Raw genomic sequence first — 13,776 nt, 5'->3', positions numbered from 1 at the left:
GAATCTTTTCCGCTAAGTTTTATTTCATCATAAACACAAGCTATTATAATTAGGTATATGATAGCGTTTACGATAACATTGCGAAGGAAAAAGTTTTGATAAATTTTAAGCATCTTCATAACGGCAAAATTAGCGTAATATTATAGTTAATAGTGCTTTGTTGTGCAAAATTATACAAACGCCATTAGTATAAATGATACGCCACTAGAATAAAAAGACTAGTACAGTAAAGGCTTCTTGGATTATTTTTGACCCAGAATTTTTATAAATAATCTCAAAAATAATCTTCATTTTATTCCAATTCATGAGAGCACAAATAATCACAGTTTTAGTAGTATGTACATATTTGCAAACAATGGCTCAGGACAAAGGGAAGAGTATGCAAAACTTTGGGAAAGCAGTTACAGACAAATTTCCGACCACAAGAACATTTGATGTGCAGTACGAACAGTTAACACCGACCAATTTTGATTCAGAACTTTTTGGGAAAGCTTTTGAAAAAGGTAGAATAGACCAGCATAACCGATTAAAAGTGGCGTTTAATATGCCTTTTTATGTTTCAGATTCAAAACGATTTATTCTGACAGCTTCTCTTCGTTACAAATACGAAACATATGGTTTTGATGAGATAAACAATGTAGCAACCAATACGACTTACACAAGAGAGAATCACGATTTTCATCTTTTTACAACTGCGGTAAGTGCTACTTATGTTTCATCATTATTTAAAAAACCGGTTGTTTACAATGCAACTGTTTTGGTAGATGGAAATGACAAAGATGTACAACGTATAAAAGGATTTGCTACCGCCACTTTAGTTTTAAAAAAAACCGCCAATACAACGATTACAATTGGTGCACTTGCCATGCTTGATCCTTCCTCAATTATTCCGCTTACACCGCTTTTTACGTATAATCATAAGTTCGAAAACTCAAAATGGGATATCGATTTTATTCTTCCGCAACGACTTTTGTTTAGAAGAGACATTTTAGAAAATGGAAGAATTTCAGTAGGAACAGAGTTAAATTCAGAGAGTTTTTATTTAAATCTAAATGGAGAAAATTTGAAAGGTATTTATGAAATGAATCAGTTAGAATTGAAATCAGGACTGACTTACGAATATCGCATTACTCCAAAAGTGATTACATTTTTTAAAGGCGGTGTCAATAATGTATTGTTTAGCAGAATTACGGAGAGAGGACAACGAACAAACCGATATGTATACGATCAAAAAGAAGAAACACAAGGATATTTTAGAGTAGGAATCTCCTATAATCCTTTTTAAGAAAATTCCATTAATATAATTTATAAGTCAATTATTTCATTTAATATAAAAATAAGATAATTATGGTTGTAGAAGTTTTTAAAACCAACGTGCAAAAAGAAGCAGATAAAAATAATATTATTACGATTATTCAGAACCAATTTCCGCATTACAAAGTCAATTTTGATTTAGAAGATTGTGATAAAATCTTAAGAGTAGAAGGGCGTGGCTTAAAGCCGAAAAGCATTATCGATTATGTAAATTGTCTCGGATACATTTGTGTAGCATTAGAATAATGGACTTATAAGATAGTTTTTTTTCGAGAAAGAAAAACGGGTGTATTTACGTGTTTTTCGTACTATTATTATGACTATTTTTGATTCGTTAATTTCTTTCTAAAAACTTTATTTTTAAGGATATGATTAGTTTTATTCTTTCGCTTATAATGATGCTGATTGCTGCTGTTTCGTAAACCTGTTCAAAGCATTACTTCATGAATTTATATTCTTTTTAGTAAAGAAAGGATTGTTCTGTTTATGCGCAATATTTTTTTAATTTTGTGCTCTTATGAAAAAGACTTTCCAACTCTTTGACTTTACTCAAAAAGTCAATTACAAAAACGAAATTTTAGCGGGACTTACTGTAGCCATGACGATGATTCCGGAATCATTATCTTTTGCTATTTTAGCCGGATTCCCTCCATTAGTGGGATTATATGCCGCTTTTATCGCCGGATTAGTGACGGCTATTTTTGGCGGAAGACCAGGAATGATTTCTGGAGGGGCAGGAGCAACGGTAATTGTTTTGATCGCCTTAATGAAGTCACACGGAATAGAATATGTATTTGCAGCCGTTGCTTTAGGCGGAATTGTACAAATTGCCATCGGATTATTTAAACTCGGAAAATTTATAAGACTGGTTCCACAACCTGTTATGTTTGGTTTCGTAAACGGACTTGCTGTCGTTATTTTTATGTCGCAGTTAGAGCAATTTAAAAGTATTGTAAACGGACAGGTCGCATGGTTGCAGGGAACACCTTTGTACATAATGATGGGTTTGGTGGTACTTACAATTAGTATCGTATTGCTTTTTCCTAAAATAACAAAAACAGTTCCGGCATCATTAGTAGCCATAATGGTCGTTTTTGCCCTTGTGATCGTTTTTAATATAGAAACAAAAACAGTAGAAGATATTGCTTCCGTTCAAGGCGGATTTCCACCTTTTCATATTCCAAATATTCCCATTTCTGTGGAGACTTTTCAAATTATATTTCCCTATTCTGTAATTGTTGCAGCGGTAGGCTTAACAGAAGGATTATTGACTTTAAATCTGGTAGATGAAATAACAGGAACACGAGGGAACAGCAATCGCGAATGTATAGCGCAAGGAAGTTCCAATATCTTAAACGGTTTCTTTTTTGGAATGGGAGGCTGTCCTATGATTGCACAAACACTGGTAAATCTTTCTGCTGGTTCCAGAGCACGATTATCCGGAATCATTGCAGCGTTAACTATTTTACTAATTATACTTTTTGGAGCACCTGTTATTGGAAAATTACCAATGGCAGCTTTAGTTGGTGTTATGATGATGGTTGCTATTACAACATTTGAATGGGCTAGTTTTAAAGTAATTAATAAAATGCCTAAACACGATATTTTTGTGGGTATTCTAGTGGCTGTAATTACCGTTTTAGTGCATAATCTGGCTTTGGCTGTTTTAATAGGTGTAATAATCTCTGCGTTAGTTTTTGCCTGGGAAAGTGCCAAAAGAATTCGCGCCAGAAACTTTACAGATGCCAATGGAGTAAAACATTATGAAATTTACGGACCTTTATTTTTTGGTTCTGTAGCCAATTTTATGGAAAAATTTGATGTTGCAAATGATCCCAATCGTATCGTTATTGATTTTAAAGAAAGCCGTGTAGCAGATATGTCAGCTATTGAGGCATTGAACAACCTCACCGAAAAATACAGTCAGCTTAATAAAATAGTAGAATTACAGCATTTAAGTCCTGATTGCAGAACCTTACTAAAAAATGCTGAAGGTGTTATTAAAGTAAATGTAATTGAAGATCCTACGTATAAAGTAGTGTCTTAAATAGAAAAGCGAGAATTAGATATGTTCTAATTCTCGCTTTTTTTATTATCTAATTGTTTTTCAGCATCGAATTTACCTCCCTTAACTCACCATCAACAGTATCGATTTTTAAATCTAATATTTTTGCAATCAGCGGATAGACAGATACATTCTGAAAAGATCCTACTTGTTTATTTACTTTAAAAGCAGGGCCTTTAGCATAAAATATAGCTTGCATGTCTTTTTCTTTATTATCATAGCCGTGCGTACCACCTTTTATATCTTGGGATTTCTTATTCACCAAACTATATCCTTTTTCGGCTTCAATAACAAAATCATGCACTCTCGGATTTGTGCCATAATGAAGTCTTTTCGGAAGCTTTCCTGCTCTCCAGAATTTAATATGTGGTACTTTCTTTAAAGCAGCTGCGATAGAATCATGAAAGCCTGGTTTTGCCTGCAAACTCATAATCGGATTAATGACCGCTTTATAATCAAGCCATTCCGGTTTTAAGTAATCTAAAATAGCAACCTTTTTATCATTGCTGATAGCAGCCATTCCGTGATCAGAAACAATAATCAGATTAATTTGTTTTCCGATAGCCAATCGATCCAGCTTAGCGGTTAATTGCCCCATGATAGAATCCATTTTGATGATTACTTTTTCGTTTTCAGGAGAAAGCGGACCAAAACCATGACCGGTATGATCTGGTTCGTCAAAATATAAAGTAATTAAATGTGGACGCTGTTTTTCGGGCAGTTCAAGCCATTTTATTACCGTATCAATTCTAGTCTCATACGGAACTTTATCATCATATTGTTTGTAGTACGAAGGTCTGTTTTTATCGGTATCAGAACCTGGCCAAAAGAACGAAGCCGCTTTTACGCCTTGTTGCTCCGCTACATTCCAAATTGGATTTCCGCCATAAAAACGAGAATCATTTTTTGCATTACTCGATAAATTAAAAGTTTCCTTTAAATTCGGATCATAAAACACATTGTTGATGATGCCGTGATGATCCGGATAAAGTCCCGTTACAATCGAATAATGATTGGGAAAAGTTTTACTCGGATAAGAAGGTCGCATAGATTTAGCATGAACACCTTCTTTGGCAATTTGCTTTAGATTAGGAAGATTAAAATGTTTCTCGTAATCCCAACGAAAGCCGTCCATAGAAACCAAAACGACGTAAGCATCTTTATTAGATTGAGAATGCGAAAAAACAGTAAAAAGTAAAGCTGTAAAAAGGAATAGGTGAGTTGTGAATTTTCTCATTTTGTAATTTTAATAGAACTGCAAATTTACTGATAAGCATTTTTAGCAGCAAAAACAGAATGTTAAACAATTTGTCTTTGCCGTTAAATAATAATTTATGAATTTAAAGATCGCCACGATTCGAGCGATAGTGAACAAGCGAAGCAATTCACGAATTTTCACTATACAATAAAGTAAAATAATTCATGAATTTGTGGCGGAAAAGTAGTTGCACAAAAAAAGCGCTGGATTTTTTATCCAGCGCTTTAAGTTTTTCAAAGAAAGAATGATTACATCATTCCTGGCATACCGCCACCCATTGGCATTCCGCCAGCGTTTTCTTCTTTAATATCAATTAATGCACATTCTGTAGTTAAGATCATTCCGGCAACGGAAGCAGCATTTTCTAACGCTACACGAGTTACTTTTTTAGGATCAATAATTCCAGCTTTTAGCATGTCTACGTATTCGTCAGTTTTAGCGTTGTAACCAAAATCTCCAGAACCTTCACTAACTTTTGCTACAACTACAGAACCTTCAAGACCTGCATTTTCAACAATAGTTCTAAGTGGAGACTCAACAGCACGAGAAACAATCTGAATTCCAGTTGCTTCGTCAGCATTGTCAGCCTTAAGGTCAGCTAAAGCAGCTTTTGCTCTAAGTAAAGCAACACCACCACCAGCAACGATTCCTTCTTCAACAGCAGCGCGAGTAGCGTGTAAAGCATCATCAACTCTGTCTTTTTTCTCTTTCATTTCAACCTCAGATGCAGCACCAACATAAAGAACAGCAACACCACCAGCTAATTTAGCTAGACGCTCTTGCAATTTTTCTTTATCATAATCAGAAGTTGTAGTTTCCATCTGACCTTTAATTTGGTTTACTCTGTTTTTAATGATATCAGCTTCACCAGCACCACTTACAATTGTAGTGTTGTCTTTATCGATAGAAACTCTTTTTGCAGTTCCTAACATTTCGATAGTCGTATTTTCTAATGTATAACCTCTTTCTTCAGAAATTACAGTTCCACCAGTTAAGATTGCGATATCTTCTAACATTGCTTTTCTTCTGTCACCAAAACCAGGTGCTTTTACAGCAGCAATTTTAAGAGCTCCACGCAATTTGTTTACTACAAGAGTTGATAAAGCTTCTCCATCAACATCTTCAGCAATAATTAATAATGGTTTTCCTGATTGTGCAACTGGCTCTAAAACCGGAAGTAATTCTTTTAAAGAAGATACTTTTTTGTCGTATAATAAGATATATGGACTGTCTAATTCAACTTCCATTTTCTCAGGATTTGTTACAAAGTAAGGAGAAAGGTATCCTCTGTCAAATTGCATTCCTTCAACAACATCAACGAAAGTATCAGTTCCTTTAGCCTCTTCAACTGTAATAACACCTTCTTTACCTACTTTAGCAAAAGCAGTAGCGATTAGTTCTCCAATCACTTCGTCGTTATTAGCAGAGATAGAAGCAATTTGCTTGATTTTATCAGAATCGCTTCCAACAACTTTAGCTTGTTTTGCCAAGTCACCAACGATAGCTTCAACAGCTTTATCGATACCACGTTTCAAATCCATTGGATTTGCACCTGCAGCAACGTTTTTTAAACCTTCTTTTACGATTGCTTGAGCAAGAACAGTAGCCGTTGTAGTTCCGTCACCTGCTAAGTCATTGGTTTTAGAAGCAACTTCTTTCACCATTTGAGCACCCATATTTTCTAATGGGTCTTTTAATTCGATTTCTTTTGCAACAGAAACACCATCTTTAGTAACAGTTGGTCCACCAAATGATTTTCCGATAATTACGTTACGACCTTTTGGTCCAAGAGTTACTTTTACAGCATTTGCTAATGCATCAACACCACGTTTTAATCCGTCACGTGCTTCAATATCAAATTTTATATCTTTTGCCATTTTTTTATTTGCGTTAAGCAGTAGGCTTTAAGCTTTAGGCTTTTCCTGCTGCTGAATTAGTATTTGTTTTAGTTTGTAAATTTTGCTTTTAATACTGTTGATTTTTTCTATTTGATTCTCTGCAATTTCATTATTGAAATACTGTAAATATTTAGCTAAAATCAAAAGATATTCTGTCTCGCTGGCAGAACCTAAAGCTATATTGAGAAATTGATTGAATTCTTTGTCACTGTTTCTTCCGCAACCCTCACTAATATTAGTTGGAATTGACGAAGACGCTCTTCTAATCTGACTTGTTAATCCGTATAATTCTTCTTTTGGAAAAAGAGAAGTTATTTTATAGATTTCTAAAGTAAAAGAATGACTTAGTTGCCAAATATCATATTTCTTAAAATCTCTCATTATCTTTTGCATTAGGCTTTAGGCGATACGCTTTAAGCTTTTTTTTATTTACTTTAAGCTTTTTTAAGCTTTAAGCAATAGGCTATAGGCTTTTTTGGAAAGCATAAAGCTTAAGGCTTATAGCTTACAGCAATTTAGATAATTGCAAGAATATCATCTTCACGCATAATCAAATAATCAGTTCCCTCAAGTTTTAATTCAGTTCCTGCATATTTACCATAAAGAACAGTATCGCCAACTTTTACAGTCATAGTATGATCTTTAGATCCATTTCCAACTGCAACTACAGTTCCTTTTTGTGGTTTTTCTTTGGCAGTATCCGGAATAAAAATTCCTGATGCAGTTTTAGTTTCAGCTGCTACAGGCTCAATAAGTACGCGATCTGAAAGCGGTTTAATGTTTAAAGCCATGATTTATATTATTATAAGGTTTATAAGTTTTTATTAACGTTCAAAGAACTTTCAGAAATTATGCCATGCTCTTAAAACTGACATTATTTCTTAAAAAAAATGCCAGCTTTGACAGGCTGGCATTTTAATTTTATATCAAAAATATTATTTAGCTGCTGGAGTTTCAGGAGCTGCTGGTGTTTGTTGTGCCGGAGCAGCAGGTGTGTTAGCAGCAGGAATTTCAGATTTATCAATAATTTTAGAATCAGTATCACTTAATGATCCTGTAAAGCTTAAGCTTGAAAGTAAAATTAAAGCAATAAGAATAGTAGCTAAAGTCCAAGTACTTTTATCTAAAAAGTCTGTTGTTTTTTGTACTCCGCCTAACATTTGAGTTCCGCTAATTGTAGACGATAATCCGCCTCCTTTAGGGTTTTGTACCATGATTACTACGATCAATAGAAAGCAAACTATTGTGATTAAAACTAAAAAAACTGAAAATGTGCTCATTGTTTAAATATTATTGTTTTGTTGTAAAATCTTTATATCCGAAATACGGTCTGCAAAGAAACTAATTTTTTCTGGATATTTCAAAATTAATATTTCATATGCTTGTATTGCTTTCGTATATTTTTTTTGTTCCAAATATACACGAGCTAAAGTTTCGGTCATTAAGTAAGAATTATCTTCTTTGTTTATGTCGAATTGAACTGTTGGTGTGGTAACTATTGCTTCCTTAACAGGTGGAATTTTAGGATTAGCTTCAATGAATTTATCAATCAGTTCTGCTTTTTTCTTTTTTTCAACCTCTTCAACAGGAATATTTGTTGTAGTAACGGCCTCTATATCCGTTTCAGGAGCTTTTTCGATTGCTACAGGCTCCGGTTTTGTGTCTGCTTCAGGCTTAATTTCTTCAATTGCTTTTTCTTCAATTGTTGTTTCCGGAATTACTGTCTCTGGAATTTCTTCCGCTTTAGTTTCTTCGATTTCTTCAACTGTAATTTCCTCTGTAGTGTTTTCTTCTCCATTCGAAACATCTTTTGATCTGTCGATAGGTTCAGTTCTGGAAAGTTGTAACCATTCCTGAAAAGAATGTTTTTCGAATACCGAAAAATCTAATGGTTTTCCGATTTCCAGATTTTCTTCCGCTTCTTTAAGAGTCTCCAGTTTCGTTTCTGTAGCTTCTTCTTTTTGTTCCGCAGCTTCAAAAGTAGTGGTTACGTCTTCCTCAACATTATCTTCATTTGATTGGGCAACAAGCGGATCAGCATTAATTTCAGTATTTATCGATTGCTCAGTAGATACAACTGATTCAGTATTAGAAATAGTTGGATTGCTAACAGAATCTGAATCTTCTAAATCTTCATCCAGCACAATCTCATCAAAGAAAGTAGGTTTGAATACTTTAGCTGGAGTATCTTTAATCTCTTCTTGTTCGTTTTTAATTGTTATCGTTTCTGTAACAATTGATGTTGCTTCTTTTATTTCGGTAACAGTTGGCTCTTCAATAATAGGAATAATAGTCTCTTCATTTATTGAAACTTCATCAACAATAATAGGCACTATTTCTTCTGTTGCAGTAAAAACTGGTTCCTCAATAATAGGAATAGTCCGTTCTTCGTTATTTATTGAAACTTCATCAACAATAATTGGTGCTATTTCTTCTGTAGTATTAGAAATAGATTCTTCTACAATAAAAGTAGTAAGTTCTTCCTCTTTAATTATAGAAACTTCATCAACAATAATAGGCACTATTTCTTCTGTTGTAGTAAAAACAGTTTCTTCAATAATAGGAATAACAGGCTCTTCTTTAATTATTGAATTTTCATCAACAATAATTGGTATTATTTCTTCTGTAGTATTAGAAACAAATTCTTCTACAAAAGTAGTAGGTTCTTCTTCTTTAACTATTGAAACTTCTTCAACGACAATTGGTGTTGTTTCTTTTAGGGAAACAAAATCTTCAATAGTAGGAGTAACTGTTTTTTCTTCTGATTTTATAACTTCTTCAAAAATTATTGATTTAGTTACGTCTATAAAACTTGAAACAGGCTTTTCTGTAGAAGAGTCAATTGATTTATCATCTGATTGTTTTACTTCTTCAAAAACAATAGATGTTGTATCTTTTATATCCTTCGAGATAGGTGTTTCAGCAATAGGTTCAGTAGGTTTATCTTCTTCTTTTGGTTTTTCAAAAACAACCGTAGTCGCTTGTCTAATGGAAGTTAAAATAGATTGTTCGATAGGATCAATTCTTGCTTCCGGAATATGTTTTACTTCCTGAGGCGTAATAATTTCACTATCAAAAACTTTAATATTTAAAAGCTCGCGAAGTTTCTGATCATAAAAATCTCCCTGAATAGAAGTGAAAGTTTCCGAAGTAATAAAATCGAATAAGACAGAACGATCTGCAGTATGAGCAGCTGTAACTTTTAAAGCATAATTATACTTAAAGCTGTTTTGATTGTAAAGTCCCTTTAATCGTAATGCCCTTGCACTCTGAAAATACGGAAATTCATCTAAAACACTTCCTAATGCCTCCGTTTGCTTTCCTGTAATAGCATCGGGTTTATTAATTAGGTGAGTATAATCGGTTACGTTCATTTATATTTATTGTTTAATCGTTTATTTGTGGAATCGTTAAATCGTAAAATTGTTTATTCGTTAATTTGTTCATCTGTTTATTTGTTGAATTGCTAAAGCGTTACGTTATTTTGCGTTTCATCGTTTTAACAAATAAACGATTTCACGATTTAACAATAAACCGATTCAACAGCGAAGCAAATTACCATTTCGCCAATGACTCATTAAAGATATCTTGTGTAATCCTGTCAAAAATTTCTTTTATGGCTGCATTCAATGATGAACCTACAAGCTGTTGCGTTCCTGCGTAATCTTTATAGAATTCGAAGGTTTTTTCGAAATCATCTGATTCCTTCTTTTTATTGGTAAATCGTACTTGCACTCGAATGGTCAAACGGTTTTGAGCCGCTTGTTGATCTGCCGTTGCAGTCATTGGAGTTGTTCTGTAATCAATAATTTCACCTTCATAAACCAAATCACCAGCCTCACTTGTTAAGTTTAGGTTGGTTTGATTCATAATTAAATCCTGCAATGCTAATGTGAAATCCCTGTCAATTCCAGGTTCAATTAAATCGGCATTATTCTGGAAAAAGTTTACCTGAAAGGTTTTGGCATCGATTTTTCCCGTTCCTGTAAAATTGTAAACGTTACAGCTGCTAAAAGTTGCAGCAACTACCAGAATTAAAATATATTTTAAGTTTTTCATTTTTAATTTAAAATTGCTTCGCCAGTTTACCGGCATTGGTGTCAAAGATATTCATTTTCATTTAAAACATTTTGAGATGTAATCGCTTTGTTCTGCAGCTACAAATCAAATTGCTTGATTTTTCTATATAAAGTTCTTTCTGAAATACCCAATTCATCAGCCGCCGCTTTACGTTTTCCTTTGTTTTTTTCTAATGATTTTTTGATCATTTCGATTTCTTTTTGTTCTAAACGTAAAATCTCTTCCTCCTCGATAGTTTCAGCAAATAAATAATTGTCTTCTGGGATCTGATAATTGTCTTCTCTGTTAGAAGGAGTCATAACAGCCGTTCTTGGTTCTTCTTCAAAATCTATTTCACTATCATTTTCAGGAGATCCGTATATTTTTTTAATTAATGTTTTATTCGTTTCCTGAACATTAGCGCTGCCATTTTGCATAAGTTCCAATGTCAGTTTTTTCAGATCGTGCAAGTCACTTTTCATATCAAAAAGAACTTTGTATAGAATCTCTCTTTCGGTATTAAAATCACTGTCTTTCTTTTGATCGTTAATTACAGAAGGTAAATTGGTTCCCTCAGTAGGTAAATACGATTTTAAAGTAGCCAGATTAATATCGCGATTGGTTTCCAGAACAGAAATTTGTTCCGCTACATTTCGCAACTGACGAATATTTCCGTTCCATCTGAATTTTTGCAAAAGCTGTACGGCATCATCATCTAATTTTAATGGTGGCATTTTATACTTGTGTGCAAAATCAGCTACGAATTTTCTAAACAACAAATGAATATCATCATTTCTTTCGCGTAAAGGGGGTAAAGTAATTTCTACTGTTGTCAGACGATAATACAAATCTTCACGGAATTTACCTTTTTCAATAGCATTAAAAAGGTTTACGTTTGTTGCTGCGACAATTCGAACATTAGTTTTTTGTACCTGAGAAGAACCTACTTTTATAAATTCTCCATTTTCAAGCACACGCAGCAAACGCACTTGTGTAGTCAGAGGTAATTCTCCAACTTCATCCAGGAAAATTGTTCCGCCATCTGCTACTTCAAAATAACCTTCACGCGTGCTTGTGGCACCTGTAAAAGCTCCTTTTTCGTGACCAAATAGCTCACTGTCAATTGTTCCTTCCGGAATTGCTCCACAGTTTACTGCAATATATTTACCATGTTTTCTGTGCGAAAGCGAATGAATAATTCTTGGAATATTCTCTTTACCAACACCACTTTCTCCAGTTACCATTACCGAAATATCAGTTGGGGCAACCTGAATGGCTTTTTCGATGGCACGATTTAATTTAGGATCATTTCCAATAATTTCAAATCGTTGTTTTATTGCTTGAACTGTTTCCATGTATGTTTTTGTTTCAAGTTTCCTTTACTTTGTTTCAGGTTTGAGATTTCAAGTTTCAAGTTACAGAAATAACCTGAAACTTGAAACCTGAAACAATTTAATTCATGTCGCTTAACCCTACAGCTTCACCTTTTAAAGTTCCACTGGTACAGCTTGTGATTTTTACTAAAACAAAATCACCAATTTTATAATTCTCTTTTGGAAAAACTACAGTAATACTTTGAGAGTTTCTTCCTGAAAATTCTTCTGTTGATTTTTTAGAAACTTTCTCTACTAGTACTTCAACCGTTTGTCCAACAAATTCTTCACTTCTAAACCAGGCATGTTGTTGCTGTAAATCGACAATTTCCTGCAATCTTCTTGCCTTAGTTGCTTCTTCAACATCATCTTCCATCTTTCTTCCTGCCAAAGTTCCCGGGCGTTCAGAATAAGAATACATATAACCGAAATTATATTTTACATATTCCATTAAACTCATTGTATCCTTATGATCTTCTTCCGTTTCTGTTGGGAAACCGGCAATCATATCCTGTGAAATTGATGCATTTGGAACAATTGATCTGATTTTATCAATTAACCCCATATATTCTTCACGCGTATGCAAACGATTCATTTCTTTTAGAATTCGGTTGCTTCCTGACTGAACTGGAAGGTGAATATGTTTACAGATATTTGGATACTTTGCAATAACATGTAAAATGCTTTCGTGCATGTCCTGCGGATTAGATGTCGAAAAGCGAATACGCATTTTTGGAAAACCAACAGCAACCATTTCAAGTAATTGATCAAAATCGACCGCTGTAGCTTTTTGCATTTCAGAAGCATTAACAAAATCCTTTTTTAAACCGCCTCCGTACCAAAGGTAACTGTCAACGTTTTGTCCTAGAAGCGTTATTTCCTTAAAGCCTTTTTCCCATAAATCCTGAATTTCTCTCATTATACTTTGAGGTTCGCGACTACGTTCACGTCCTCGTGTAAAAGGTACAACACAAAAGGTGCACATATTATCGCATCCGCGTGTAATCGAAACCAAAGCAGTGATTCCGTTACTCATTAAACGAACAGGCGATATATCTCCGTAAGTTTCTTCTTTTGATAAAATTACATTTATAGCGTCACGTCCTTCTTCAACTTCCGCTAATAAATTTGGTAAATCTTTGTAAGCATCCGGACCTACAACAAGATCAACTATTTTTTCTTCTTCCAAAAACTGACTTTTAAGGCGTTCTGCCATACAGCCTAAAACACCCACTTTCATTTTCGGATTCGTACGTTTTACAGCATTGTATTTTTCAAGACGTTTACGGATAGTCTGTTCAGCCTTGTCTCGTATAGAACAAGTGTTAACCAAAACCAAATCAGCCTCTTCTAAAACAGATGTTGTGTTGTATCCTCCGTTAGATAAAATGGAAGCCACGACTTCACTGTCCGAAAAATTCATCGCACAGCCATAACTTTCTATAAATAGTTTTTTAGTATTCTCAGGTTTATTTTCCAGAACAAGACTTTCACCCTGTTTGCTTTCTTCAATAATCTTTTCCATTGTATAATTTCAAAGTGCAAAGATAACGTAAAACCAATAAATATGACAAGTTGGCAGAAAAAGAATTTTTAGAATAAGTTAGTTTGTGAAACCATAAATGAAGTAACCTTCAAAAATTGGGCAGTAACTTTTTAATTATCTCAAAATTAAAAATGTCTTAATCTAGTATTTTTTAAAAGTTTTAATCGAATACTATTGTTTTACTTTGCATCGTAATAATATCATTAAGGCGTTGATCAAGTGGTGTTTGCTGATTATTGTTGTTGTGTGAAATATTCAAACAA

The 13,776-nt window shown here is 33.9% G+C and carries 11 protein-coding genes and 1 pseudogene; 3 read left to right on the top strand and 9 right to left on the bottom strand.

The window, feature by feature from the left end:
• Window positions 1-304 precede the first annotated feature (304 nt).
• The 3 genes from B0A66_RS00425 to B0A66_RS00415 all read left to right on the top strand — a co-directional run bounded on the left by B0A66_RS00425 (window position 305) and on the right by B0A66_RS00415 (window position 3,361).
• Entirely contained in the window at window positions 305-1,285 is a 981-nt protein-coding gene (locus B0A66_RS00425) for a DUF6268 family outer membrane beta-barrel protein (protein WP_089047876.1), read from the top strand.
• Between the two features lie 62 nt (window positions 1,286-1,347).
• Window positions 1,348-1,560 (top strand): hypothetical protein, encoded by a 213-nt coding sequence (locus B0A66_RS00420; RefSeq protein ID WP_089047875.1) that lies wholly within the window; start codon window positions 1,348-1,350, stop codon window positions 1,558-1,560.
• Between the two features lie 271 nt (window positions 1,561-1,831).
• Window positions 1,832-3,361, top strand: a complete 1,530-nt coding sequence (locus B0A66_RS00415) for a SulP family inorganic anion transporter (protein ID WP_089047874.1) — start codon at window positions 1,832-1,834, stop codon at window positions 3,359-3,361.
• Between the two features lie 49 nt (window positions 3,362-3,410).
• Here B0A66_RS00415 and B0A66_RS00410 read toward each other — a convergent pair whose 3' ends face one another.
• From B0A66_RS00410 to miaB, 9 genes and pseudogenes are all read right to left on the bottom strand, one after another.
• Window positions 3,411-4,616 carry an alkaline phosphatase family protein gene (locus B0A66_RS00410; RefSeq protein WP_089047873.1) on the bottom strand — a complete coding sequence of 402 codons (1,206 nt, stop codon included), beginning with the start codon at window positions 4,614-4,616 and terminating at the stop codon, window positions 3,411-3,413.
• A gap of 269 nt (window positions 4,617-4,885) precedes the next feature.
• Window positions 4,886-6,514: a chaperonin GroEL gene (gene groL, locus B0A66_RS00405; RefSeq protein ID WP_089047872.1), complete on the bottom strand. Its 1,629-nt coding sequence runs from the start codon at window positions 6,512-6,514 to the stop codon at window positions 4,886-4,888.
• A 27-nt stretch (window positions 6,515-6,541) separates the two neighbouring features.
• Window positions 6,542-6,916, bottom strand: coding sequence for a four helix bundle protein (locus B0A66_RS00400; protein ID WP_089047871.1), 375 nt, complete (start codon window positions 6,914-6,916; stop codon window positions 6,542-6,544).
• 134 nt (window positions 6,917-7,050) lie between these two features.
• Complete coding sequence (locus B0A66_RS00395; protein WP_012023920.1) at window positions 7,051-7,326, bottom strand: co-chaperone GroES; 276 nt, start codon at window positions 7,324-7,326, stop codon at window positions 7,051-7,053.
• A gap of 144 nt (window positions 7,327-7,470) precedes the next feature.
• Window positions 7,471-7,815 carry a preprotein translocase subunit SecG gene (secG, locus tag B0A66_RS00390; RefSeq protein WP_089047870.1) on the bottom strand — a complete coding sequence of 115 codons (345 nt, stop codon included), beginning with the start codon at window positions 7,813-7,815 and terminating at the stop codon, window positions 7,471-7,473.
• 3 nt (window positions 7,816-7,818) lie between these two features.
• A pseudogene (locus B0A66_RS23250) lies at window positions 7,819-8,115 on the bottom strand (tetratricopeptide repeat protein); the annotation flags it as partial.
• Between the two features lie 1,975 nt (window positions 8,116-10,090).
• Entirely contained in the window at window positions 10,091-10,594 is a 504-nt protein-coding gene (locus tag B0A66_RS00380) for an LptE family protein (RefSeq protein ID WP_089048138.1), read from the bottom strand.
• Between the two features lie 98 nt (window positions 10,595-10,692).
• Window positions 10,693-11,949: a sigma-54 interaction domain-containing protein gene (locus tag B0A66_RS00375; RefSeq protein ID WP_089047869.1), complete on the bottom strand. Its 1,257-nt coding sequence runs from the start codon at window positions 11,947-11,949 to the stop codon at window positions 10,693-10,695.
• A 97-nt stretch (window positions 11,950-12,046) separates the two neighbouring features.
• A complete protein-coding gene (miaB, locus tag B0A66_RS00370) occupies window positions 12,047-13,492 on the bottom strand; it encodes a tRNA (N6-isopentenyl adenosine(37)-C2)-methylthiotransferase MiaB (RefSeq protein ID WP_089047868.1) in 1,446 nt (481 codons plus the stop codon).
• Window positions 13,493-13,776 lie beyond the last annotated feature (284 nt).

The sequence above is a fragment of the Flavobacterium hercynium genome (assembly GCF_002217285.1).
Classification (GTDB): Bacteria; Bacteroidota; Bacteroidia; order Flavobacteriales; family Flavobacteriaceae; genus Flavobacterium; species Flavobacterium hercynium.
Note: the sequence above shows the minus strand (reverse complement) of the source record. Positions and strands in the feature narration are given on the sequence as shown.

What these genes read in the sequence shown, in the direction of transcription:
- B0A66_RS00420 (WP_089047875.1), top strand. Translation starts at nt 1,348, where the DNA reads ATGGTTGTAGAAGTTTTTAAAACCAACGTGCAAAAAGAAGCAGATAAA.
- B0A66_RS00400 (WP_089047871.1), bottom strand. Translation starts at nt 6,916, where the DNA reads ATGAGAGATTTTAAGAAATATGATATTTGGCAACTAAGTCATTCTTTT.
- groL (WP_089047872.1), bottom strand. Translation starts at nt 6,514, where the DNA reads ATGGCAAAAGATATAAAATTTGATATTGAAGCACGTGACGGATTAAAA.
- B0A66_RS00425 (WP_089047876.1), top strand. Translation starts at nt 305, where the DNA reads ATGAGAGCACAAATAATCACAGTTTTAGTAGTATGTACATATTTGCAA.
- B0A66_RS00410 (WP_089047873.1), bottom strand. Translation starts at nt 4,616, where the DNA reads ATGAGAAAATTCACAACTCACCTATTCCTTTTTACAGCTTTACTTTTT.
- B0A66_RS00415 (WP_089047874.1), top strand. Translation starts at nt 1,832, where the DNA reads ATGAAAAAGACTTTCCAACTCTTTGACTTTACTCAAAAAGTCAATTAC.
- B0A66_RS00380 (WP_089048138.1), bottom strand. Translation starts at nt 10,594, where the DNA reads ATGAAAAACTTAAAATATATTTTAATTCTGGTAGTTGCTGCAACTTTT.
- B0A66_RS00395 (WP_012023920.1), bottom strand. Translation starts at nt 7,326, where the DNA reads ATGGCTTTAAACATTAAACCGCTTTCAGATCGCGTACTTATTGAGCCT.
- miaB (WP_089047868.1), bottom strand. Translation starts at nt 13,492, where the DNA reads ATGGAAAAGATTATTGAAGAAAGCAAACAGGGTGAAAGTCTTGTTCTG.
- B0A66_RS00375 (WP_089047869.1), bottom strand. Translation starts at nt 11,949, where the DNA reads ATGGAAACAGTTCAAGCAATAAAACAACGATTTGAAATTATTGGAAAT.
- secG (WP_089047870.1), bottom strand. Translation starts at nt 7,815, where the DNA reads ATGAGCACATTTTCAGTTTTTTTAGTTTTAATCACAATAGTTTGCTTT.